Here is a 23,174-nt window from a genome sequence, read left to right as displayed (position 1 = left end):
GGCCATCCCACGCCGTTGGCAGGACTATGCGCGACATGGCTGACCCAGCGACCGCGACCCCCTACTGGGAGCTGACCTTCGACGCGGACGGCGACGTGAACCGCCGCCAACGCGACCGCCTCCTGACCGAGGCACCCCAACGCAGGCTGAGGGACCTCGTCGTCCTCTCGCACGGCTGGAACAACGACCGCTCCCTCGCCACCCGCCTCTACCACCGCTTCTTCGCCCTGATCCCCCCACTCGCACCGACCGCGAGGATCGGCTACGTCGGTGTGCTCTGGCCGTCCATGCGCTTCTCCGACGAGCCGATCCCGGACTTCCCGAGATCCGTGACGGACAAGGACACCAGGCAGGCCCTGCTGGAGACGTTCCCGGCCCGGGCCACGCTGGTGGAGCAGATCACCCGCATGCTGGAGCAACAGCCGCCGGGTGAGGCGGCGCTGGAGGAGTACGGCCGTCTGGTCCGCCTGCTCGTGGAGGTCGTACCGCCGGCCCCGCAGACGCCGTTCGCGGCGGACACCCTGGCGGACGGCGTCCCGCAGGACGAGCCGGAGATGCTGGGCGGCTCGACGGCCGCGGCCTGCGAGGAGTTCGCGCGGGCGCTGGCCGCCCTGGAGAACCGGGCCGGCACCGAGGGCTTCACGGTCCCCAACCCCTGGAACGGCGCCCAGGAACTCCTGCGGCAGGCGACGTACTACGCGATGAAGCGCCGTGCCGGCACGGTCGGCGAGCGCGGACTCGGCCCGGTGCTCGGCCGGTTGGCACGGGAGGCACCGCACCTGCGCGTGCACCTGGCCGGGCACAGCTTCGGGGCACGGCTGGTGTCGTTCGCGCTGGCGGGTCTGCCCCAGGGTGTTCGCACGGTGAAGTCCGTGACCCTGCTCCAAGGGGCCTTCTCGCACTACGCGTTCGCCGCCCGGCTGCCCCACGACCCGCGCGCGGGAGGCGTGTTGCGGGGACGGCAGAACCGCGTCGACGGCCCCCTGGTGTGCTGCCACTCCCGGCACGACTCGGCCCTCGGGACGTTCTACCCGCTGGCCTCGCGGATGGCGGGCGACGCCCGTGGTGCGACCGCCGGGTTCGGGATCGGCGACGCCCTGCGGGAGAAGTGGGGTGCGCTCGGATACGGCGGAGTGCGGGCCGTGCCGGGCACCCCTGCCCTGTCGCTCGCCGAGGCACTGCGCGGACCCCTGCCCGCGTCGGGTTGTGTGAACGTCGACGCGGCCCAGGTGGTCCGGCGCGGCGGCCCGCCGTCCGGGGCGCACAGCGACATCGTGCACCCCGAACTGGCGAGGCTGATCCTGGCGGCGGGCCGCGTCAACTGACGTGACCCGCCCCTGCGTTCACCGGTGTGTCACCGGCGTTCAGTGGTGTTCACCGGTGTGAGGTGAACTCCACCACCTGCTGGTAGGTGGGCCGGTTCTGCCAGCTGATCTTGTGGTGCTTGATGCCGCCCAGCGTGCGCTGGACGATCGAGTCGGCGCACCACTGGTCGCCGGCCGAGCACTGGGCGTCGCCCGGGTAGACCTGGGCGGCGGTCTTGCCGGCGGCCTCCTTCAGGGTGCTGATCAGGATGTTCCGGCAGGCGCTGAGGCTGCCGCCGCCGCAGTACGTCCGCGCCAGCGGTCCCTGTACGTTCTCGCCGAGCACGGCCCGGACGTCCTTGTCGACGTAGGACCACCAGCCGTACTGGAAGGAGCTTCCGGCGTGCGACCCGGTCGGGCCGTGGCCGGCCGACGGCGCCTCGTCGATCGGCAGGTTGCGGGTGATGGCGGTGTAGAGGTCGCTCCCCAGGCCCGGCTCGAACTGGGCCTTCACCAGCAGCGGCCACCAGGCGTCGAGGATGCGGATCGCGTCGGCGTCGGCGTACCTCTTGGAGCCGTTGGAGGTCTCGGTGCGCAGGCCGCCGGCCGTGAGCCAGGTCTGGAGCCTGCTCACCGCCGCCGCTGCGGCCGAGTCGGTGACCGGCGAACTGTTGATCACCTTCAGCAGGTCCGGCAGGACGTCCGTGGCCCGCAGATCGGCCAGGCCCGCCTCCGCCATCGCCTTGGTGAGCGACGCCCGGGTCACCCCGCCGGCCTGGACCATCTTCTTCACCCGGTCGTCCAGCAGATTGCCGCGGTGCACCGAGCCGTTGCCCCAGGGCGCGGCCGTGTAGTCCTTGGCCTGCTTGTTGTTCCAGGAGATGTAGTAGTCCTGGTCGATCGAGTGGGGGTGCTGCGAAGGCGGGGTGTACGAGGCGGTGTTGGTGGTCGGGTTCCAGTCGCGCCACTCGTAGGCGGGCGTCGCCCACACCGGGAACTCGGCGTCGACGCCGCTCGCCCGTACCGGGTTGTCGCCGCTGTTGTAGTACGCGGTGTGCTCGGAGTCGGCGTAGAACCAGTTGAAGGTGTAGTTGATGTGCTGCACCGCGCGCTGGAAGCTCTCCGGGCCGGTGACGTAGTCGGGGTCGTTCAGCATCTGGAAGCCGATGATGGAGTCGGCCTCGTGCAGGTAGGAGGAGCGCAGGGTGGTGTAGGCGACCTTCTTGCCGCCCACGGTCGCGCGGTGGGTGACGGGGCCGTACTTGGTGCGCCACACGCGCATCGTGTACGAGCCGGCCGCGGTGCCGTCGGCGGTGGTCGGCTTCCAGGCGTTCTTCTGCTCGACCTTCTCCATGGCCGTGCAGGTGCCGCGATACAGGTAGTGGTGGTCGTCCTGGCACAGCTCGACGGCGTAGGTGTCGATGATGTCCTGGCCGGAGGTGGTGGCGCTCCAGGCGTAGTCCTGGCCGCGGCCCAGTTCGACGTACATGCTCAGCCCGGCGAAGGAGGCGCCGCGGGCGCTGATGCCCGGGCCCTGGAGCTCCTGGAGCAGCAGCAACTGCGGGGCGAAGTAGCCGGTCTGCGGGCCGAAGACGGCGATGGGGTGGCCGCTGGCGGTGTGTTCGCCGCTGACGACGAGGGCGTTGGACATACCGCGCTTGGCGGAGGTGAGGGCGGTCGCGGCGGCCGTGGCGGAGGTGGTGGCCGCGGTGGCGGTGGCCGCGCTGCCGGTACGGTCGTACACCAGCGGTTCCTCGACGACCGAACCGGCGTCGGGGAGGGCGAGGCCCTGCGGGTTGTCGGGCCGGGTGGCGTACGGGAAGCTGCCCTCCCGGAGGGTCAGGACGGCCTCGGGGTCGTTGCGCTCGCGGAAGGACTCCCAGAGCCGGGTGCCCTCCTGGACGCCGTACTTCTCCTGCGCGGCGAGCAGCGATATCGCGTTGTTGACCTCGCCGCCGCCTCCGGAGCCGAAGAGCGCGCCGATGACCGAGCCCAGCGCCACCAGGTCGGTGATCTTGAAGTGCTCGATGGTGCCGGCGTTGGTGATCGAGTCCTTGTGGCCGGTGAGGACGTACTCGCCGGGGAAGTAACGGCCGCTGTCGGAGGCGTCGATGTAGGCGTTGATGCCGTCGAGGTAGGCGCGGGCGTCGGCGATGGCCTGCTGTCCGCGGGGGCCGTTGGCGGCGACGGCGTTGTCGATCTGGGCCTGCAGGTCGGCCTCGGTGTAGGGCGCGTGGCGCCAGAACTGCTGTTCCAGGCCCTGGTTGGCGGGGTCGCCGCCGGCGAAGCCGGTGAGCTGGCCGCGTCCCACGTGCCGGAAGACGTCCATCAGCCACAGCCGGTCCTGGGCGGCGGCATAGCCGGCGCCGAACTCGGTGCCGTAGCGGGTGGTTCCGGTGATGTGCGGCACGCCCGTCTTCTTGTCACGGACGATCGTCACATCGCTGCGCCCGGCCGGCTTCAGGGTGGAGGCGACCTGGTCGGCGGGGACGCCGAACGAGGCGTCGTTGAAGAACGTGTTGATGGTGGCGTTGGTCAGCGTGGGGTAGCCCTTGGCCAGGTTGGCGTAGGGGCCGAGCTGGTTCTGGGCGTTCTCGGGCTGGGTGCCGAACGCCTGGTTGAGGATGATCTGGGCCAGGGTGGCGTTGCCGTTCTGACCGGGCGGCAGGATGTCTGAGCACTGGTTGCCGCAGTAGTCGTTCACGGCGGTGACCTCGGCGGCCTGCGCCGGCTGGGTGAGCGGGGACAGGAGCCCCGCCATGAGCGCGCATACGGACGCGGTCTTCAGGAACCCGGGGAACGCGCCGGGAGTTCTCAGTCTGTCGAGAGTGGTGCGGGGAGTTCGCCGAGACATGGGCAGCTCCTAGCGACGGGGGTGGCGGGAAGGTTACCGCCGGTATCCCCGGGATTGAAGATGAACATGCGTCACTTTTCCAAGTCGGCATCGGCACACAGAGGTCGGGCGGAGAGCGGACGAAGACCGGACGGAGATCGGATGGAGCCGAATCGTCTGTCGATACGTCTATTCGACGACGCCGTGCGAAGTCCCGTGCGGTGACGCCGAAGTGACCGAAGTGCAGGTGCAGATGTGACGGAGGTGCAAGGCGATGGCCGGTTTCCGGAGTCTGGCGAGACAGGTGCGCGACCCGCGGTGCGATCTCGCACTACGGCGGTACTCACTGCGCAAGTGCCTTGAGCGGTTCGCGCCTTACGGGCACAGGGCGACCTGGGACCATCTGTGCTCCCGGGCCGGCTTCGGCCCGGAGGACCGCTCCCCCGACCCGGCGCGGCTCGTGGCCGCGTTGGAGGAGCTGGAGGAGGCACGCGCGGTGTGGCTCGCGTACGAGGGGGAGTTCGCCGAGCGGCGCAGGAAGGAGAAGCACGACGGGCTGCGCAGGCCGGGCAGTGTCGACGACTGGCACCGGCTGACCTGGGGCGGCTTCGGCGTGGCGTGGTGCGACGACCCGCGGCTCCACCCCCGTGAGCCGCTGGCCGAGGTACTGCGCCGGCTGATCGCCGCGCTGGAGCGTGAGCCGGGCTCGACATGCCCGGTGTGCGGCGGGGAACGGCTGCGGTGGACGTACGACCTGGACCACGAGCCGTCGGCGGGGCCCGTCTGCGCGGACTGCGGGATCCTGGTCCCGCGCCCCGTGCTCACGCCCGAGGCGCTGGCGTCGGCCCGGCGCGGACACCTGCTGGTGTCGGCCTGACAGTTCGAGGGGGGTGCGCCGGGGATGCCGCACCCCCTGCACGGACGCACCGCTGTCGGCGCCGAGGGGCGTGACGCTACCAGCCCCGAATTCCGTCGCACCAGCCCTTTCCCGTCCGCACAGTGGGGAGGCGATGCAACCGAACTGAGGAAGAAGTCGAGGAGTCCCCATGTCGACGCTGCGCGTCACCGCAGAAGTGCTGACCGTCCATGAGCATCCGAACGCCGACGCCCTGGAGCTGGCCCAGGTGGGCCTGTACCGGGCGGTCGTGGCGAAGGGCGCGTACCGTACCGGCGACGTGGCCGTGTACATACCCGAGCAGTCCGTGCTGCCGTCCGGGCTGATCGAGGAGCTGGGGCTGACCGGACGGCTGGCGGGCGGCAACTCGGACCGGGTGAAGGCGGTGCGGCTGCGCGGTGAGCTGTCGCAGGGGATCGTGTGCCGGCCGAAGGCGCTGGCCGGCGTCGATCTGGCGCGGGCGGCGAAGGAGGGGACCGACTTCGCGGAGCGGCTGGGAATCACCAAGTGGGTACCGCCGGTTCCGCCGACCATGAGCGGGGACGTCGAGCCCGCGCCCGCGCTGCTGCCCTGGGTCGACATCGAGAACATCCAGCGCTATCCGGGGATCTTCGAGCCGGGCGAGCCCGTGGTGCTGACCGAGAAGCTGCACGGCTCGGCCTGCCTGCTGACGTATGTGGCCGACGAGGACCGCGTGTACGTCACGTCCAAGGGGTACGGGGCCAAGTCCCTGGCGCTGAAGGAGGATCCGCGCAACCTGTACTGGCGGGCGGTACGCGGCCACGGCGTCGCCGAGGCCGCGGCACGGGTCGCCGAACGGCTGGGGGCACGGCGGGTCGGGATCTTCGGTGAGGTGTACGGGGCGGGGGTGCAGGACCTGACGTACGGCGCGGACGGGCGGCGGGACACGCTCGAGTACGCGGTGTTCGATGTGTCCGCGGAGATCGGGGGGCAGGTGCGGTGGCTGGACGCGGCGGAGGTGCTGGGCGGGGAACTGCCGCTGGTACCGCGGCTGTTCGAGGGGCCGTACGACAGCGAGGTGGTTTTCGCGCACGCCAGCGGTGGTGAGACCGTGTCGGGGCGGGGGCTGCATCTGCGTGAGGGTGTGGTGATCCGGCCCGCGGTGGAGCGGTACAGCGCCGTGACCGGCGGGCGGGCCATCGCCAAGGCGGTGAGCCCGGCGTATCTGACGCGGAAGGGTGGCACGGAGTACGAGTGAGCCGACGGGCTCGTCTGCCGTCTGCGGGCCGGTGGGGGCTGGTCGCGCAGTTCCCCGCGCCCCTGGGTAGCTCCACCTGGCCCCCCGCTACTCCCGTTACTCCCGTCGTTCCGCCAGTAGCCGGGAGCCCACCAGGCGGTTGCCGAACTCGTCGTCCGGGTTGGAGAGGACGCAACTGCTCAGCGAGAGGCAGCCGCAGCCGATGCAGTCGGTCAAGTGGTCCCGCAACCGGTTGAGCTGCATGATGCGCGCGTCGAGTTCCGCGCGCCAGCGTTCGGACAGCCGGGCCCAGTCCTCCCGGGTCGGCGTGCGCTCCTCGGGGAGTTCCGCCAGTGCCTCGCGGACCGTGGCGAGCGGGATGCCCACGCGCTGGGCTGCGCGCACGAAGGCGACCCGGCGCAGGGTGTCACGGGAGTACCGCCGTTGGTTGCCGGATGTGCGGCGGCTGGTGATCAGGCCCTTGGCCTCGTAGAAGTGCAGGGCGGAGACGGCGGCGCCGCTGCGCGCGGACAGCTGCCCGACCGTGAGCTCGTGGATCTTCTCGGGAATCTGGGGCACCCCTCGAAGCCTACCCACACCCTCACCCCCGCCTGCCGTTGACACCGGCCCCCGCCTCCACCATGCTAAGCAGTCGCTTAGACATCCGCGTCACGCGAGAGGCCGGGACATGGCAGAGCCGAGGATCTTCACGTCCGTCGACGACCTGAGGTCGGCGGTGGGCGAGCAGCTGGGGTACACCGACTGGCTGGAGGTCGACCAGAAGCGCATCGATCTGTTCGCGGAGGCCACCGGTGATCACCAGTGGATCCACGTGGACCCGGAGAAGGCCGCCGCCGGCCCCTTCGGGACCACGATCGCGCACGGCTATCTGACCCTGTCCCTGCTGCCGCTGTTCGGCCCCCAGCTGATCTCGGTCGAGGGCGTGACGATGGGCGTCAACTACGGCACCAACAAGGTCCGTTTCCCCGCCCCGGTCCCGGTCGGGTCCCGGCTGCGCGCCACGGCGGCCATCACCGGCGTCGAGGACGTGACCGGCGGCGTCCAGGTCACCGTCGCCTTCACCGTCGAGCGAGAGGGCGGGGACAAGCCGGTGTGCGTGGCGGAGTCGGTGTCGCGGTACTACCTGTAGCCCCCGACCGCCGGTGGCCCGCGGCTACTTCCCGGCGCCCACCATCCGCAGCACGAGGTCGGCGTACAGCGCGCCGACCTCGTCCGGCGTGCGCGGACCGTGCACGTTGAACCAGCGGGCGACGTCGATGCACAGCGAGAGCACCGCGAGCGTGGTGCCCTGCACGTCCAGCACGTCGAACTCGCCGGTCGCCACGCCGTCCTCGATGATCCCGCGGATCTCCGCGTTCACCTGGCGGCGCAGCCCCACGATCTCGGCGCGGGCCTCGGGCCCGAGGGAGTCGAGTTCGTACTGGACGACCCGCGCGGTGGTGCGGCCGCCCGCGTGCCAGCGGACGAAGGAGCTGACCGCGTCGGCGAGCCGCTCGGTCGCGGTGCCGTCGCGGCGGGCCGCCGTGCGCAGGATCTCCAGCGCCTTCTCGTGGCCGATCCGGCTGATGCGGTGGAGCAGCTCTTCCTTGGTCTTGTAGTGGATGTAGAGCGCGGCCGGGCTCATCCCGGCACGGCCGGCGATGTCCCGGGTCGTGGTGGCGTGGTAGCCGCGCTCGGCGAACGCCTCGACGGCGGCGATCAGCAGCCGCCGGGCCGCGTCAGGCGTGACCTCGCCCCACGGTTGCGCCTCGCCGCCGCCCATCTCCTCCGCCGTACTCATCGCGTCCTCGCCCCGATCCTCGTCACCGACAGGGTCACCACCATACCGCCGAAGGTGAGCGAGCGCTTAGCGAGGTCACTGGCCGTACGCGCTCACAGCTTCTCGAACGGGTCGTGCTCGGCGAGCAGCTTCTCCAGCCGGGCCTGGTCGACGCGGCTGACGATCTGCCCGGCCTCCTGCCGGTCGCGGACCACCTTGGCCAGGGTGAACGCGGAGGTCACCAGGTACAGGACGGCGATCGCGAGGAACGCGCGCACCCAGGCGTCGGTGTTCAGCTGGTAGATGCCGATGGCGGTGGCCGCCATGGCGATCCCGAAGGAGGCGACGGCCTGGCCGTAGAACGCGGCCGTGCTCTGCTGCTTGACCGGTGTGTCACTCATGCGCCCTACCCTGCGCGAGCGTGGCCGGCGGCACATCCGCCCGGATACTCAGGGGCGTACTCAGAACGCCGAGACGCCGGTCAGCGCACGCCCGATGACGAGCTTCTGGATCTGGCTGGTGCCCTCGTAGAGGGTCATCACGCGGGCGTCGCGCAGCAGTTTCCCGGCCGGGTACTCGTCGATGTAGCCGTAGCCGCCGAAGACCTGGAGGGCGTTGTTGGCGGCGCGGACGGCGGCCTCGGAGGCGAACAGCTTGGCCTTGGAGGACTCCACGGCGAAGGGCAGCCCGCGGTCGATCAGGTCGGCGACCCGCCAGGTCAGCAGGCGGGCCGCGTCCACGTCGACGGCGATGTCGCTGAGCAGTTCCTGGACGAGCTGGTGGTGGGCGATGGTCCTGCCGAACTGCTCACGCTCGCCCGCGTACCGCACGGCCGCGTCCAGGGCGGCCTGCGCGATGCCGACGCACCCCGCCGCCACCGACATCCGCCCCTTGGCCAGCGCCGACATGGCGATCGTGAAGCCCCTGCCCTCCTCGCCGAGCAGGGCCGTGGCCGGCACCCGTACGCCGTCCAGGACCAGCTCGGCCGTCGCCTGGCCGCGCAGGCCGAGCTTGCCGTGGACGGTGCGGCGGGTGAGGCCGGGGGTGTCGGTCGGGACCAGGAAGGCGGAGACGCCCTTGTGGCCGGGGGCGTCCGTGGAGCGGGCGAAGAGGAGGACGACGTCGGCCCAGGTGCCGTTGGTGATGAACATCTTGGTGCCGTCGAGGACGTAGTCGTCGCCGTCGCGCACCGCGCGCGTCCGCAGGTTGCCCGCGTCGGAGCCCGTGCCGGGCTCGGTGAGGCCGAAGCAGCCGACCAGGTCACCGGCGGTGAGGCCGGGCAGCCACCGCCGCTTGTGCTCCTCGCTCCCCCAGGCGGCGATCGTCTTGGCGACCAGCCCGAGGGAGACCGAGACGATGCCGCGCACCGACGAGTCGCCCCGGCCCAGCTCCTCGGTGACCAGGCAGTACGCGAGGTGGTCGCCGCCCGAGCCGCCGTACTCCTCGTCGACGGTCAGGCCCAGGAAGCCGACCTCGCCGAGCTTCTTGACGATCCCCCGGTCCACTTCCTCGGCGCGGTCCCAGGCGACGGCGTGCGGGGCGACCTCGCGGGCCACGAAGTCCCGGGCGAGCTGCCGTACGGCGGTCTGCTCCTCGCTGAGCCCCAGGTTCACCACGAGATCACCCCACGGAGGTCGGTCTTGAGCGGCGCATCGGCGCATCCGGAAAGCCGCGCTTTAAATTAGCACTGCTAGTTTCTGGTGTGCAGCCCTACTATGTGCGCCATGGCCCGACCGCGCAAGCCCCTGCTGAGCACCGACCGGATCGTCGAGACGGCACGTGAACTCGTGGACGCGGAGGGCCTGGCGGCGGTCTCCACGCGTCGGCTGGCGGCCGAGCTGGGGGTGAGCGGGCCCTCGCTCTACAACCACTTCCGCACCAAGGACGAGATCCTGGAGGCGGTCGCCGACTCGGTGAGCGCCCAGGTCGATCTGTCGATGTTCGAGGACACCGGCCGGGACTGGCGGACGGCCCTGCACGACTGGGCCGTCTCCTACCGGGCCGCCCTGCGCGACCATCCGAACATCGTCCCGGTCCTGGCCCGCGGCCCCGGCCGCCGGCCCGCCGCGCTGCGGCTCGCCGACGCGGTGTACGGCGCGATGGTCGAGGCCGGATGGCCGCCCGCGCAGGCCACCTCGATCGGCGCGCTGATGCGGTACTTCATCATGGGCTCCGCGCTGGGCTCCTTCGCCGGCGGCTTCGTCGACGACGCCAGCGCCTACGACCCCGCCGACTACCCCCATCTCGGCCAGGCCCATCTCCTCGCCGACCAGCAGGAGAAGATCGACGAACGCGCCTTCGAGACGGGCCTGACGGCACTGCTGGACGGACTGGCGTCGCAGTACGAGCGGGCGACGCGGGAAGGGTGACGACGGTTCGGTGCCGGCCGAAGCGTCCCTGGCGCATGCTGGGGTCATGACCTCCAGGGATCCTCGGGCGGCCGGACTGGCTGCTCTTGCCGGGCTGTTCGCCGATGAGACGCGGGCCGGGTGTCTGCTCGCGCTGCTCGACGGGCGGGCGTGGACGGCGGGTGAGCTGGCCCGGCACGCGGGGGTGGCCGCGTCCACGCTGAGCGAGCATCTGGGGAAGCTGGTCGCGGGCGGGCTGCTGGCCGAGGAGCGGCAGGGGCGGCACCGGTACGTACGGCTCGCCGGCCCGCGCGCCGCCCAGCTGGTCGAGGACCTGGCCGCCCATGTCACCCCCGACCCCGCCGCCGTACGGCCCCGTACGCTGCGCGCGTCGAGCGCCGACTCGGCGATGGCCCGCGGCCGCACCTGCTACGACCACCTCGCCGGGCGCCTCGGCATCGCGCTCACCGACGCGTTCACAGGGCGCGGACTCCTGGGCCAGGACACCGGGTTCGCGCTGACGGACGCGGGCCTGCGCTGGTTCGCCACGGCCGGTGTCCCGCTCGACCGCTCGGCCCGCCGCCCTCTGGCCCGCGCCTGCCTCGACTGGACCGAGCGCCGCCCCCACCTCGCCGGCGTCGCGGGCGCCGCCCTGTGCCGGCACGCCCTGGACGCCGGCTGGTGCGTCCGCATCGGCACCGAGCGGGCGGTGAGGGTGACGGCGACGGGTGAGCGGGCACTGGCGGAGCTGCTGGGCCTCGACGCGGCCGCGCTGCGCTGAGCGGGGTCAGAACAGCACCAGCGCCCGGCCTCCCTTCCCCGCCAGCATGTTCTCGAAGGCCGTAGGGATGCCGTCCAGGTCGATCCGCTCGGTGACCAGCGCACTCAGGTCCAGGCGGCCCGCTCGGACGTGGTCGGCGAGTACGGGCAGGTCGCGGGCCGGGTCGCAGTTGCCGTAGACGCAGCCGGCCAGGGTGCGGCCCCAGTGGAAGATCTCCAGCGCGTTGAAGGTGACCTGCTGGTCCTTGCCGCCGATGCCCACGACCGTGGTACGGCCGCCGCGGCGGGTGGACTCCCAGGCGGTGCGGATGGTGACCGCGCGGCCGACGCACTCGACGGCGACGTCGACGCCCTGTTTTCCGGTGAGGGACCGGATCTCGCGGGCGGTGTCGTCGGAGGCGACGACGTAGTCGGTGGCACCGGCACGCCGCGCCAGCTCCTCCTTCTCCGGTGAGACATCGACCGCGACGATCCGTGACGCGCCCGCGATCCGGGCGGCCTGGAGGGTCGCGAGGCCCACTCCGCCGACGCCGAAGACCGCGACCGTCTCGCCCGCGCGGACCCGGGCCGAGTGGTGGACGGCGCCGTATCCGGTGAGGACCGCGCAGCCGAGGAGTGCCGCGTCGGTGAGGGGGATGCCGTCGGGGAGGGGCAGGAGGCAGGAGGCCGCCACGACCGTCTCCTCGGCGAACGCGGCGACGTTCAGGCCCGGGTGGAGGTCGGTGCCGGTCGCGGTGCGGGCGTAGACGTCGGCGGCGCCGTTCAGGGCGTTGCCGCACAGCCAGACCTCGCCGAGCGAACAGGCGTGGCAACTCCCGCAGGAGGGCGCCCAGTTGAGGACGACTGCGGCGCCCGGGGAGACCTGGGTGACGCCCTCGCCCACGGCGGTCACCGTGCCCGCGCCCTCGTGGCCGAGTACGGCCGGAACCGGGACGCGCATGGTGCCGTTGGACAAGGACAGGTCGGAGTGGCAGACCCCGGCGGCGGCGAGCCGGACCCGGACCTGGCCGGGGCCGGGTTCCGGGAGGTCGATGTCGGTGACCTCCAGCGGGGCGCCCAGGGCGGGCAGGACGGCGGCACGAACCACGGCGACGCTCCTCAGAACTGGAGGGACTTGGTGTGGAGGTACTCGGCGAGTCCGTGCGCGCCGAGTTCCCGGCCGACGCCCGACTGCTTGTAGCCGCCGAAAGGCGCCAGCGGATTGAAGCGGCCGCCGTTGATGTCGACCTGCCCGGTGTCCATGCGGCGGGCGAAGGCCACCGCCTCGGCCTGGTCGCCGGCCCAGACGGCGCCCGCGAGGCCGTAGACCGTGCCGTTGGCGATGCGCAGGGCGTCCTCCTCGTCGTCGTAGCGGAGGACGGACAGGACCGGGCCGAAGATCTCCTCCTGTGCGACGGTCATCTCCGGGGTCACGTCGGCGAAGACCGTGGGGCTGACGAAGTAGCCGCGCTCACGCGGTGGTTCGGTGCCGCCGGCCACCAGGCGGGCGCCCTCCTGGACGCCGTTCTCGATGTAACCGAGCACGCGGGCCTGCTGCTTGGCGTTGACGAGTGGTCCGATGCGGTCGCCGTACTTGGCGGCGGCGGTCCGCGCCAGCGCGACCGCTTCCTCGTACTGGTCCCTGTGGACCAGCATCCGGGTCCAGGCGCTGCAGGTCTGCCCGGAGTTGGCCATCACGTTGGCGACGCCGACGTTGACGGCGCGGGCGAGGTCGGCGCTCGGCAGGATCACGTTGGCGGACTTGCCGCCGAGTTCGAGGGCGACCTTCTTGATCGCGGCGCCCGCGACGGCGCCGATCGTGCGGCCGACGGCGGTGGAGCCGGTGAAGGAGACCAGGTCGACGCCGGGGTGCTCGGCGAGGGCCTGGCCCGCGACCGGGCCGAGGCCGGTGACGAGGTTGAGGACGCCGGCCGGGACGCCCGCCTCGTGGACCGCCTCGGCGAAGAGCTGGGCGACCAGCGGGGTGTCCTCGGCGGGCTTGAGCACGACCGTGCAGCCGGCCGCGAGGGCGGGGGCGGCCTTGGCGACGATCTGGTGGAGGGGGTAGTTCCACGGGGTGATGGCGGCCACCACGCCGATCGGCTCGTGGTGGACGGTGGAGTTGCCGACCTTCTCCTCGAAGGGGTGCGTCGCGGCCAGTTCGGCGTAGGAGCCGGCGACCGCGATCGGCACGGCGGCGTGGACCGCGCGGGAGAAGGCCGGCGGTGAGCCGAGTTCGGCGGTGACGGTCTCGGCGATCTCCTCCTCGCGGGCCGCGAGCGCGTCCCGCAGGGCGGCCAGCCGGGCGGCCCGCTCGGCCGGTGGCGTGGCCGCCCAGCCCGGCAGGGCGCGCCGGGCCGCCCGCACGGCGGCGTCGACGTCCGCGGGTCCGGCCGCCGGGACCTGCCCGATCACCTGCTCGTCCACCGGGTTCACGACGTCGATCAGGTCCCGGCTCAGGGCCGGGCGCCAGGCGCCGTCGAGGTAGATGCCGTCGTGTGCCTTCATCGCGTGGGTGCGTCCTTCCGGGCGGCCTGGTGCGTCCTCCGGACCCCAAACTAGCGATGTTAGTTTTCCGGCACCAGAGGCGATGTGCCGTTCGCTCGGCTCGCGGTGCGGGCAAACTCGGTGTCAGCCGCGGGAGCGCCGCGGGCATGGTCCGTCCGCCGCGAGTGGCGGGAGGAGTGCCCTACAGGCCGCCAACTGTCCCTCGGTGTACCCCTGTCGGGCCCGTGATACGTTCGGCGTCGCCGTGCGCCGCTTGCGAACCGAGGAGGTGAGACCGATCAACGCTGTGACAGGTCGGGGCTCCCTCTCTCGCATGGTCCGGGGAGTGCCCGCATAAGGTTCCCCGAAAGGCTTGAACCGCTGTGCGCTTCACCTCTGAGACATCGTTCGACGGCATCCGCGAACAGCTCTTCACCCTGGGCGAGATTCCCGGCGTGTTGTGGACGCCGGAAGATTCCGTGGGCACTCGTCCGCTGATCCTGATGGGACACGGCGGCGGCCGGCACAAGAAGGCCCCCGACGTGATCGAGCGGGCGTACCGCTTCGTGGCCGAGGGCGGCTTCGCGGTGGTCGCGGTCGACGTACCCGGTCATGGCGACCGGCCGAAGGACGAGGAGTACGACCGGATCGCGACCGAGAACCAGGCGCGGGTGGCGGCCGGCGCGGAACTGGCGCCGCTGATCGCGGGTTTCCAGGCGCTCGTGGCGCGGCAGACCGTGCCGGAGTGGCGGGCGGTGCTGGACGCGGTCCAGGGGCTGGAGCATGTGGGTGCCGGGCCGGTGGGCTACTGGGGTGTGTCGCTGGGGTGCGGACTCGGCGTACCGTTCGTCGCCGCCGAGCCTCGGGTCCGCGCGGCCGTCCTCGGCCTGGGCGGGGCCCTCGCCTCCGCCGAGGGAGCCGCGCGCATCACCGTCCCGGTGGAGTTCCTGGTGCAGTGGGACGACGAGCGGGTGCCGCGGGCCCAGAGCCTGGCGCTGTTCGACGCGTTCGCCTCCGGCGAGAAGACACTGCACGCCAACCCCGGACGACACGGGGAGATCCCGCTGCACGAGCTGGACAGTGCGGTGCGGTTCTTCGACCGCCACCTCCGCTGACGTCATCCCGGTGGCGGTTCCGTCAGTCGTCCGGTCAGTGGACGACTGACGGAACCGCCGGTGACGGGTTCTCGCGGCGGTTCCGGGCACGGGCGCAGGGACAAAGCCGGGGACGGGTCCGGGGACGGGGACAGGGCCAGGAGCAAGGCTGAGGACGGGGCAGGGGCGAAGCCAGCTCCGGGCCCGGGGACGGGGACGGGTCTGCGCCAGGTCCCGGCCCGGGGCCGGGCGGGGGCGAGGCTGGGGACGGGGCCAAGGCCGAGGGCGAGGCCAGGCCCGAGTCCGGGGACGACGAGCCCGGAGACGGATCCGGGTCCCGGTCCCGGTCCGGAGCCTCCGCCAGGGCAGGTCCTGGAACGAGGCCCGACCCGAGTCCGGGGGCCGGGACGAGGCCGGGAATGGCTCCGGGTCCCGGTCCGGAGCCTCCGCCAGGGCAGGTCCTGGAAACGAGGCCCGACCCGAGTGCGGGGGCGGGGGCGAGGCCGGGAATGGCTCCGGGTCCCGGTCCGGAGCCTCCGCCAGGGCAGGTCCTGGAAACGAGGCCCGGCCCGAGTCCGGGGGCGGGGACGAGGCCGGGCATGGCTCCGGGGACGAAGTCGGGTCCGGGGACGGAGCCTCGACCAGGGTCAGGTCCGGGGACGAGGCCAGGCCCGAGCGCGGGTGCGGGGATGGGTCCGGGAACGAGGTCAGGTCCGGGTCCGGTGACAAGGTCAGGGAGGGATCCGGGTCCGGATCCCGGCCCGGGGCCTCGACCAGGGGCAGGTCCTGGGACGAGGCCGGGGGCGGGTGGAGTGGGGTGCGCAAGGCTGTCCCCGCTGGCAGTAGGAGCAGGGCGCCGAGCGTGGTGAACGGGGCGGGCATTCCCTCCCGGGGTGGATCAGATGAGGCCGAACAGGATTCCGGCGCCGAGGATCACGAGCGAGGTCAGGGCGGCCCACTTCACGACGAACTTGGTGTGGTCGCCGAACTCGACCTTCGCCATGCCGACGAGGACGTACACGGCCGGGACGAGCGGGCTCGACATGTGCAGCGGCTGGCCGACGAGCGAGGCGCGGGCGATCTCCAGCGGCGAGACACCGTGCGCGGCGCCGGCCTCGGCGAGGACGGGCAGGACGCCGAAGTAGAAGCCGTCGTTGGACATGAAGTAGGTGAGGGGGAGGCTCAGTACGCCGGTGACCAGCGCCATGTGCGGGCCCATGCCGCCGGGGATGATGTCCACCAGCCACTTGGCCATGGAGTCGACCATCCCGGTGCCCTGGAGCACGCCGGTGAAGACGGCGGCGGCGAAGACCATGCCGGAGACGTTGAGGACGTTGTCGGCATGGGCGGCGAGCCGGGCCTTCTGGTCGGGTATGTGCGGGAAGTTGACGGTCAGGGCGAGCGCCGCGCCGAGCAGGAACAGCACCGGGATCGGCAGCCACTCCATGATCATCGCGGTGAGCAGGGTCAGCGTGAGCAGCGCGTTGAACCAGTACAGCCTGGGCCGCAGGGTGGGCCGGTTCGGGTCCAGACCCTGGAGGGTGCGGTCCTCCTCGCCCCCGGAGGGGTCGGTGCCGGTGCCCGCGCCCCCCGTGGACTTCTTGGTCAGGTCGACACCCTTGCCGTCGCCGGCACCGACCAGCACGGCCTCCGTCTCCTGCTCCTGCTCCTGCTCCTGCTCCTGCTCCTGCTCCAGGACCTCGTCGAGCGTGAGCGTGCCGAGCCGCTTGCGCTCACGCAGACCGAGACCGTACGAGAGGAGGAGGACGAAGAGCAGACCGACCGCGAGCGCCGGGATCATCGGCACGAAGATGTCAGCGGCGTCCAGCTTGAGCGCGGTGGCGGCGCGGGCCGTCGGCCCGCCCCAGGGCAGGGTGTTCATCACGCCGTTGGCGGTGGCTGCGACGCCGGTCATCACCACGAGGCTCATCTTCAGGCGCTTGTACAGCGGGTACATCGCCGAGACGGTGATCATGAACGTGGTGGAGCCGTCACCGTCGAGCGAGACGATCGCGGCGAGCACGGCGGTGCCGACGACGATGCGCAGCGGGTCGGCCTTGCAGAACCGCAGGATGCCCCGCACGATCGGGTCGAACAGACCGACGTCGATCATGACGCCGAAGTAGACGATGGCGAACATCAGCATCGCGGCGGTGGGCGCGAGCTTGCCCACCCCCTCGATGACGTAGTCGCCGAGGTGGGCTCCCTTTCCGACGAACACGCAGAAGAGTGCGGGGATCAGTACGAGCGCCGCGATCGGCGACATCTTCTTCATCATGATCAGGACCAGGAAGGTCGCGATCATGGCGAAGCCGAGGATGGTCAGCATGAGTGGATACCTAACGTTCGCCCTTGAACATCCCACCTGGGGGTCGGCGGTGCGATGACGTTAGGTCCCGTCGTGCGGCGTTAACAAGACGTCGACGTGCGAGCAATAAGCGCAAAACTCCAGGTCACAGGCTTGCGGCGAGTTCGACCGGCACTCCGTTGAGGACCGCGTTGCCCGACAGGGGGTCGAGCAGGCTGCCGTCGAGCAGCTGGTTCACATTGACGCCGGGGTCGGTCGAGGCGTGGCTCAGCCGGGTGCCGGGCCGGTCGTGGCCCCAGCCGTGCGGCAGGCTCACCACACCGGGGCGGATGGCGTCGGTGACCTCGGCGGGGGCCGTCACCTCTCCCCCGGCGCCCTTGACGCGTACGGGCGCTCCGTCCCGTATGCCGAGCCGCTCGGCGTCGTCCGGGTGGATGTGCAGGGTGCAGCGGTTGGAGCCGCCGGTGAGGGCCGGGACGTTGTGCATCCAGCTGTTGTTGGAGCGCAGATGACGGCGGCCGACCAGGAGGAGTCCGGCGGGGAGTTCACCGAGGCCGCGCCGCAGACGCGGCAGGTCGTCGGCGATCGGCCGGGGCAGCAGCTCGACCTTGCCGCTCGTCGTCCTCAGCGGCTGCGGCAGCCGGGGCCGCAGCGGGCCGAGGTCGATGCCGTGCGGATGGGCGAGCAGCTTCTCCAGGGTCAGCCCGTCCGGTCGAACGCCGAAGCCGTCGCCGTACGGGCCGAGGCGGAGCATCATGTCGAGCCGGCGCTCGGGCCCGGTCTCGCCGGTGAGCTGTGCGGCGAGCTCCTTCGGGTCGCGGCCGTGCACGGGCGAGTGCGGCTCGCGGACGGCCTTGCCGAGGGTCTGGTCGACGACCAGCGCGTCCACGGCGGACGGGTCGGCGCCGTGCATGCCGGTGACCGCCAGCGTCAGCCGGGCGAGGATCTCCGACTCGGCCATCCTGCCGGGCTCCAGCGGGACGGCCGGGCGGGTGTAGCGGACCTGGTTGCGCACGGCGAGGGTGTTGAAGGCGAAGTCGTGGTGCGGGCTCTGCGAGGGCGGGGGCGGCGGCAGGACGACATCGGCGTGACGGGAGGTCTCGTTGAGGTAGGGGTCGACGCTGACCATGAAGTCGAGGGAGTCCAGCGCCTTGTCGAGCCGGTCGCCGTCGGGCGCGGACAGCACCGGGTTGGCGGCGACGACGATCAGCGCGCGGATCGGCTCGCCCTCCTCGGTGGCGGTGTCGATCTCCTCGGCGAGCGCGGACAGCGGCAACTCGCCCTTGGCCTCCGGGTGCCGGCTGACCCGCGAGCGCCAGCGGCCGAGCTGGAAGCCGCGGCCGGGTCCGGCGGGCCGGGGCGTCCTGTCGGTGGCGGCCTGTGGGAAGAGGGCGCCGCCGGGGCGGTCGAGGTTGCCGGTGAGGATGGTGAGGACGTCGACGAGCCAGCTGGCGAGCGTGCCGTACGGGACGGTGCAGCTGCCGATACGGCCGTAGACGGCGGCCTTCGGCGCGGCGGCCAGCTCACGGGCGAGCGTGCGGATCAGCGGCGCCTCGACATCACAGGCGGCGGCCACCGCCTCCGGGCTGAAGTCCCGTACGGCGTCCCGGAGTTCATCAACCCCTTGGAGGTGCGGCGCCAGCTCGCCCGTGTCGGCCAGGTCCTCCTCGAAGAGGACGTACGTCATCGCCGCGAGCAGCAGCGCGTCGGTGCCGGGGCGGATCGCGAGGTGGCGGTCGGCGAGCCGGGCGGTGCGGGTGCGGCGCGGGTCGATCACGGTGAGCGTGCCGCCGCGCGCCTTGAGCGCCTTGAGCTTGCCGGGGAAGTCGGGGGCGGTGCACAGACTCCCGTTGGACTCCAGGGGGTTGGCGCCGATGAGCAGCAGATGGTCGGTGTGGTCCAGGTCGGGCACGGGAATCGCGTTGGCGTCGCCGTAGAGCAGGCCGCTCGACACGTGCTTGGGCATCTGGTCGACCGTGGAGGCGGTGAACAGGCTGCGGGTGCCGAGGCCGGCGAGCAGGACCGGCGGGTAGAGGGCGCCGGCCACGGTGTGCACGTTGGGGTTGCCGAGGACGACCCCGACGGAGTTCGGCCCGTGCCGCTCGACGAGGGGCCGGATTCCGGCGGCGACCGCGTCGAACGCCTCGGCCCAGCTGACCTCTCGCAGCTCGCCGTCCTTGCGCAGGAGGGGGGCGCGCAGCCGGTCGGGGTCGCCGTCGACAGCGCCGAAGGAGGCGCCCTTGGGGCAGATGAACCCCTTGCTGAACACGTCCTCGCGGTCACCGCGGGCCCCGGTGACCGCCGTGCCCTCGATGGTCAGGGTCAGCCCGCAGGTGGCCTCGCACAGGGGGCAGATTCGCAGGGCGGTGCGGGACACGGGTCCTCCCGGTGGGACGCGGCGACGGTGACGTGGTGCGTGGGACTGGGCCCCGGAGGGAGCATACCGACCGGTATGAACGGTGGGGAGTGTCTGGCAGTACCTGTCAGCCGAGCCGGTCGGAGAGGATCGGTCCGGCGCGGTGTTCGGCCACGCACGCCGGCGGGACGTTCCCGGTCAGTCCAGTACGCGGGCCAGGTAGGCCCGTAGCAGGGTGCGCATCTCCTCGATGATCTTCTCGTCGCCCTGGGGGTCGACCCGGAAGGCCAGGTGGACGAGGGTGTCGGCGGTCTCCACGGCGACCAGGAAGGTGCGGCGCAGGTCGTCGTCGGGTTCGAGGTCGAGGTGTCCGGACAGGAGGGCGGTGAGGCGGTCGGCGACGCGGGTGTTGGGTTCGGTGTGGCGGGAGCCGACCGGGATCTGGTTGCCGAAGTCGACGAGGGAGAAGCCGGGCGCGGTGCGTTTCATCGCGAGGTACTCGTCGAGGACGGCGTCCATGACGGCACGCCAGTCGCCCCGCCTGGCCTCCTTGAGGCGCTCGGCGACCCGCTCCGACCAGCGCTCCAGGTTGCGCTGGGCGAGCGCGTCGGCCATCTGCCGCTTGTTGCCGAAGAAGCGGTAGACCGAGCCGATCGGGACGCCGGCGCGCTGGGCGACGGCGCGGGTGCTGAGCGCGTCGTAGCCGACCTCGTCGAGCAGGTCGGCGCAGGCGTCGAGGATCCTGGTCAGCCGTTCGGCGCTGCGCCGCTGCACGGGTGCGCGACGGAGCGGTGTCGCTGGGGGCACGGCCTTCATGATGTCTTCAGGGTGCCTTTCGGTCGGGATCCGGGGAAGCGGATGCCGAGGCGGTCCCGGAGGGGGTGGCGGCCGGTGATGTCTCCTGCGGCTCGGAGGCCGTGATGTCCGCCGTGCTCTCGACCGGCTTGCCGTCGATCGCCCACACCGTGCCGTCGTCGGCGTACAGGCGCACGGTGACGTGGTGGGTGCCCTTGGGCAGGAAGCCGACCGGGATCCGGTACTCGGGGGTGCGCAGGTCGGCGACGGCCTGCTCGTCCACGAAGAGCCGGGCGATGCCGCGCCCGGCGGCGGCCGACTCCCCGGTGCCCTCCGGGGAGAGGGTGAAGTGCCGCAGGGTGAGCCGTACGGCCCAGCTGCCGTCGCTCGTGTCCGGGGTGACCTCGATGCCGACCTCGGGCACCGCCTTGCCGTCCACCTCGCGGTAGCGGCGGCCTTCCTCGTCGGTCTGGTCCAGGAGCTCGCCCACGGGGGTGACCGACGGGCTGTCCGCCCCCCGCTGGGCATCACTGGAGCCGCAGCTCGCGGATCCGGTCAGCAGCAGGACACAGACCACGAGCGCGGCGAGGCTTCCGCGCGTCCACGACATGCCGGGAGCGTAGAACACGGGTCCGACACAGGGATCCCCCTGGGGTCTGGTTCCGGTCCGCGGTGATCGTCCTTTCGGACGACGAAGCGCGTGCCTCTTGCGCCCGCGAAAACGCAATCCTACGGTGTTGCATAGGAATCAGACGCAAGGGAGCGATGATGAGCGGGGACGCGCGCAAGACCGCCGAGGGGCTGACCTACCTGCGGGGATTCGGCAACGAGCACAGCTCGGAGGCGGTGCCCGGCGCCCTGCCCGAGGGCCGCAACTCCCCGCAGCGCGCCCCGCTCGGGCTCTACGCGGAGCAGCTGAGCGGTTCCGCGTTCACCGAGCCGCGGGCGCACAACCGCCGCTCCTGGCTGTACCGGATCCGCCCGTCGGCCGCGCACCCGGCGTTCACCCGCACCGACAACGGGTCGATCCGCACGGCCCCGTTCACCGAGACCGTCCCCGACCCCAACCGGCTGCGCTGGAACCCGCTGCCGCAGCCGCCGGAGGGGACCGACTTCGTCCAGGGCCTGTGGACCCTGGGTGGCAACGGCGACGCCACCCAGCGGGCCGGCATGGCCGTGCACCTGTACCACGCCAACGCCTCCATGGACCGCGTCTTCAGCGACGCCGACGGCGAGCTGCTGATCGTCCCCGAGCAGGGCGGCCTGCTGCTGCGCACGGAGTTCGGCCTGCTGCACGCGGAGCCCGGCGACATGGCGTTGATCCCGCGCGGGGTCCGCTTCCGCGTGGAACTCCTGGACGCCTCCGCCCGCGGCTACGTCTGCGAGAACTACGGCGCCCCCTTCCACCTCCCCGACCTCGGCCCGATCGGCGCCAACGGCCTCGCCAACCCCCGCGACTTCCGGGCGCCCGTCGCGGCCTACGAGGACGTCGAGGGCCCGGTGGAGGTGGTCAACAAGTACTGCGGCAACCTCTGGCACGCCACCTACGGCCACTCCCCGCTCGACGTGGTGGCCTGGCACGGCACCCATGTGCCGTACGTGTACGACCTGCGCCGCTTCAACGTCATCGGCTCGATCTCCTACGACCACCCGGACCCGTCGATCTTCACGGTGCTGACGTCGCCGTCCGACACCCCGGGGCTGGCCGGCGTGGACTTCGTGGTCTTCGCGCCGCGCTGGCTGGTCGGCGAGGACACCTTCCGGCCGCCGTACTTCCACCGGAACGTGATGAGCGAGTACATGGGCCTGATCGAGGGCGCCTACGACGCGAAGACGTCCGGTCCGGGGGGCTTCGTCCCCGGCGGCGGCTCGCTGCACAACATGATGTCGGCGCACGGCCCGGACCGGGAGACGTTCGACCGGGCGAGCGCCGCCGAGCTGAGGCCGCAGAAGGTCGACGACGGGCTGGCGTTCATGTTCGAGACCCGCTGGCCGGTCACGCTGACCGGGCAGGCGGCCGGCGCGGACCACCTCCAGCGGGGCTACGACGACGTGTGGCAGGGCCTGGAGCGTCACTTCCGCGCCCCGCACCAGCCCTTGCACTGAAAGATCCCCTCCCGGTACGGATGGCCCGTGACCTCCTTCGCCCCGGACTCCATCGTCCTGAACCGCAAACTGCCGCTGTGGTACCAGGTGTCGCAGTCGCTGCGCGCCTCGATACTCGGCCGCTCGCCCCACGACCCGCTGCGCCTGCCCACCGAGGAGCAGCTGGCGGGGCACTACGGCGTGAGCGTGCTGACCATGCGGCAGGCGCTGAAGGAGCTGGAGGACGAGGGGCTGATCACACGCCACCGCCGCCGGGGCACGTTCATCGAGCCGGACGCCCGCCGGGGCGCCCCGGTGCGGCTGCTCGGCTCGGTGGACGCGATCGTGGCCCAGCAGTCCGGCATGACGACCGAACTGCTGGAGCACGGGCGCGTCCCCGTGCCGGGCGAGCTCACCGAGCACTTCCCGGATGTGGGTGAGGTGGCGACGTACCACCGGCTGCGCAGCGACGACACGACGGGCGAGCCGACGAACCACGCGCGCAACTGGGTACGGGCCGAACTGGCCGACCGTATCGACCCGGAGGACCTGGTCCGCTCGCCGATGACCAAGGTGCTGCGGGATGTGGTCGGGGCGGACATCAGCCGCATCACGGACACGGTGGAGGCGCGGCTGGCCGATCCGGAGACGGCTCGGCTGCTCGACGTTCCGCTGCTCAGTCCGATCCTGCACTACACGGGGGTGACGTATGACGCGGGTGGGCGGGTGCTGGATGTGGCGGTCATTCACTATCGGGGGGACCGGTTCTCGTTCACGGTGACCCTGGACGCGTGAGCGCTCCGCTGGGGGTGCCGTCTATGCCTGCGGGCCGGTGGGGGTGTTCGCGCAGTTCCCCGCGCCCCCGGGGGGTGCAGGAACGGTTCTCGTCCACCGTGACCCCGGACGCGTAAGCGCACCTGCGGGCCGGTGGG

Annotated in this window: 20 protein-coding genes; 9 read left to right on the top strand and 11 right to left on the bottom strand. The window is 71.9% G+C overall.

Annotated elements, in window-relative coordinates:
- Window positions 1-35: 35 nt before the first annotated feature.
- The gene (locus tag ACH5AC_RS17930) at window positions 36-1,325 is read left to right on the top strand and encodes a serine-threonine protein kinase (protein ID WP_398862817.1); all 1,290 of its coding nucleotides are present in this window, start codon (window positions 36-38) and stop codon (window positions 1,323-1,325) included.
- 49 nt (window positions 1,326-1,374) lie between these two features.
- On the opposite strand, the gene ACH5AC_RS17925 is transcribed toward ACH5AC_RS17930, so the two are convergent.
- The gene (locus ACH5AC_RS17925; RefSeq protein WP_398862816.1) at window positions 1,375-4,158 is read right to left on the bottom strand and encodes a penicillin acylase family protein; all 2,784 of its coding nucleotides are present in this window, start codon (window positions 4,156-4,158) and stop codon (window positions 1,375-1,377) included.
- 253 nt (window positions 4,159-4,411) lie between these two features.
- Here ACH5AC_RS17925 and ACH5AC_RS17920 point away from each other — a divergent pair, with 253 nt between their 5' ends.
- Together ACH5AC_RS17920 and ACH5AC_RS17915 are read left to right on the top strand one after the other, a co-directional pair.
- The gene (locus tag ACH5AC_RS17920) at window positions 4,412-5,014 is read left to right on the top strand and encodes a hypothetical protein (protein WP_398862815.1); all 603 of its coding nucleotides are present in this window, start codon (window positions 4,412-4,414) and stop codon (window positions 5,012-5,014) included.
- A gap of 169 nt (window positions 5,015-5,183) precedes the next feature.
- Window positions 5,184-6,251 carry an RNA ligase (ATP) gene (locus tag ACH5AC_RS17915; protein ID WP_398862814.1) on the top strand — a complete coding sequence of 356 codons (1,068 nt, stop codon included), beginning with the start codon at window positions 5,184-5,186 and terminating at the stop codon, window positions 6,249-6,251.
- Window positions 6,252-6,347: 96 nt separating this feature from the next.
- On the opposite strand, the gene soxR is transcribed toward ACH5AC_RS17915, so the two are convergent.
- Complete coding sequence (gene soxR, locus ACH5AC_RS17910; RefSeq protein ID WP_398862813.1) at window positions 6,348-6,809, bottom strand: redox-sensitive transcriptional activator SoxR; 462 nt, start codon at window positions 6,807-6,809, stop codon at window positions 6,348-6,350.
- A 109-nt stretch (window positions 6,810-6,918) separates the two neighbouring features.
- Between soxR and ACH5AC_RS17905 the strand changes: the two genes are divergently transcribed.
- A complete protein-coding gene (locus ACH5AC_RS17905; protein WP_398862812.1) occupies window positions 6,919-7,380 on the top strand; it encodes a MaoC family dehydratase in 462 nt (153 codons plus the stop codon).
- Between the two features lie 24 nt (window positions 7,381-7,404).
- Here the strand turns inward: ACH5AC_RS17905 and ACH5AC_RS17900 are convergent, their stop codons facing one another.
- The 3 genes from ACH5AC_RS17900 to ACH5AC_RS17890 form a co-directional block, all read right to left on the bottom strand.
- Window positions 7,405-8,031, bottom strand: coding sequence for a TetR family transcriptional regulator (locus ACH5AC_RS17900; RefSeq protein ID WP_398862811.1), 627 nt, complete (start codon window positions 8,029-8,031; stop codon window positions 7,405-7,407).
- A gap of 92 nt (window positions 8,032-8,123) precedes the next feature.
- Complete coding sequence (locus ACH5AC_RS17895) at window positions 8,124-8,411, bottom strand: YiaA/YiaB family inner membrane protein (RefSeq protein ID WP_398862810.1); 288 nt, start codon at window positions 8,409-8,411, stop codon at window positions 8,124-8,126.
- Between the two features lie 60 nt (window positions 8,412-8,471).
- On the bottom strand, window positions 8,472-9,623 hold the full coding sequence (locus ACH5AC_RS17890) for an acyl-CoA dehydrogenase family protein (RefSeq protein WP_398863132.1): 1,152 nt from the start codon (window positions 9,621-9,623) through the stop codon (window positions 8,472-8,474).
- Window positions 9,624-9,734: 111 nt separating this feature from the next.
- On the opposite strand from ACH5AC_RS17890, the gene ACH5AC_RS17885 reads away from it, so the two are divergent.
- Together ACH5AC_RS17885 and ACH5AC_RS17880 are read left to right on the top strand one after the other, a co-directional pair.
- Window positions 9,735-10,379 (top strand): TetR/AcrR family transcriptional regulator, encoded by a 645-nt coding sequence (locus ACH5AC_RS17885; protein ID WP_398862809.1) that lies wholly within the window; start codon window positions 9,735-9,737, stop codon window positions 10,377-10,379.
- Window positions 10,380-10,425: 46 nt separating this feature from the next.
- A complete protein-coding gene (locus tag ACH5AC_RS17880; RefSeq protein WP_398862808.1) occupies window positions 10,426-11,139 on the top strand; it encodes an ArsR/SmtB family transcription factor in 714 nt (237 codons plus the stop codon).
- A 6-nt stretch (window positions 11,140-11,145) separates the two neighbouring features.
- On the opposite strand, the gene ACH5AC_RS17875 is transcribed toward ACH5AC_RS17880, so the two are convergent.
- A complete protein-coding gene (locus ACH5AC_RS17875; RefSeq protein ID WP_398862807.1) occupies window positions 11,146-12,225 on the bottom strand; it encodes a Zn-dependent alcohol dehydrogenase in 1,080 nt (359 codons plus the stop codon).
- An 11-nt stretch (window positions 12,226-12,236) separates the two neighbouring features.
- A complete protein-coding gene (locus tag ACH5AC_RS17870) occupies window positions 12,237-13,625 on the bottom strand; it encodes an aldehyde dehydrogenase family protein (RefSeq protein WP_398862806.1) in 1,389 nt (462 codons plus the stop codon).
- Window positions 13,626-13,987: 362 nt separating this feature from the next.
- Here ACH5AC_RS17870 and ACH5AC_RS17865 point away from each other — a divergent pair, with 362 nt between their 5' ends.
- Entirely contained in the window at window positions 13,988-14,719 is a 732-nt protein-coding gene (locus ACH5AC_RS17865; RefSeq protein WP_398862804.1) for a dienelactone hydrolase family protein, read from the top strand.
- Between the two features lie 877 nt (window positions 14,720-15,596).
- Here the strand turns inward: ACH5AC_RS17865 and ACH5AC_RS17860 are convergent.
- The 4 genes from ACH5AC_RS17860 to ACH5AC_RS17845 all read right to left on the bottom strand — a co-directional run bounded on the left by ACH5AC_RS17860 (window position 15,597) and on the right by ACH5AC_RS17845 (window position 20,767).
- The gene (locus ACH5AC_RS17860) at window positions 15,597-17,027 is read right to left on the bottom strand and encodes a CitMHS family transporter (protein ID WP_398862803.1); all 1,431 of its coding nucleotides are present in this window, start codon (window positions 17,025-17,027) and stop codon (window positions 15,597-15,599) included.
- Window positions 17,028-17,151: 124 nt separating this feature from the next.
- The gene (locus tag ACH5AC_RS17855; protein ID WP_398862802.1) at window positions 17,152-19,383 is read right to left on the bottom strand and encodes a molybdopterin oxidoreductase family protein; all 2,232 of its coding nucleotides are present in this window, start codon (window positions 19,381-19,383) and stop codon (window positions 17,152-17,154) included.
- Window positions 19,384-19,560: 177 nt separating this feature from the next.
- Complete coding sequence (locus ACH5AC_RS17850; protein ID WP_398862800.1) at window positions 19,561-20,178, bottom strand: TetR family transcriptional regulator; 618 nt, start codon at window positions 20,176-20,178, stop codon at window positions 19,561-19,563.
- Between the two features lie 7 nt (window positions 20,179-20,185).
- On the bottom strand, window positions 20,186-20,767 hold the full coding sequence (locus tag ACH5AC_RS17845) for a hypothetical protein (RefSeq protein WP_398862799.1): 582 nt from the start codon (window positions 20,765-20,767) through the stop codon (window positions 20,186-20,188).
- Window positions 20,768-20,925: 158 nt separating this feature from the next.
- Between ACH5AC_RS17845 and hmgA the strand changes: the two genes are divergently transcribed.
- Window positions 20,926-22,263, top strand: a complete 1,338-nt coding sequence (hmgA, locus tag ACH5AC_RS17840) for a homogentisate 1,2-dioxygenase (RefSeq protein WP_398862798.1) — start codon at window positions 20,926-20,928, stop codon at window positions 22,261-22,263.
- A gap of 27 nt (window positions 22,264-22,290) precedes the next feature.
- The gene (locus tag ACH5AC_RS17835) at window positions 22,291-23,037 is read left to right on the top strand and encodes a GntR family transcriptional regulator (protein WP_398862797.1); all 747 of its coding nucleotides are present in this window, start codon (window positions 22,291-22,293) and stop codon (window positions 23,035-23,037) included.
- The last annotated feature ends 137 nt before the right edge of the window (window positions 23,038-23,174 follow it).

This window comes from Streptomyces sp. NPDC018693 (assembly GCF_044391385.1).
Classification (GTDB): domain Bacteria; phylum Actinomycetota; class Actinomycetes; order Streptomycetales; family Streptomycetaceae; genus Streptomyces.
The sequence above is the reverse complement of the archived record's forward strand: the minus strand, read 5'-3'. Positions and strand labels throughout refer to the sequence as shown.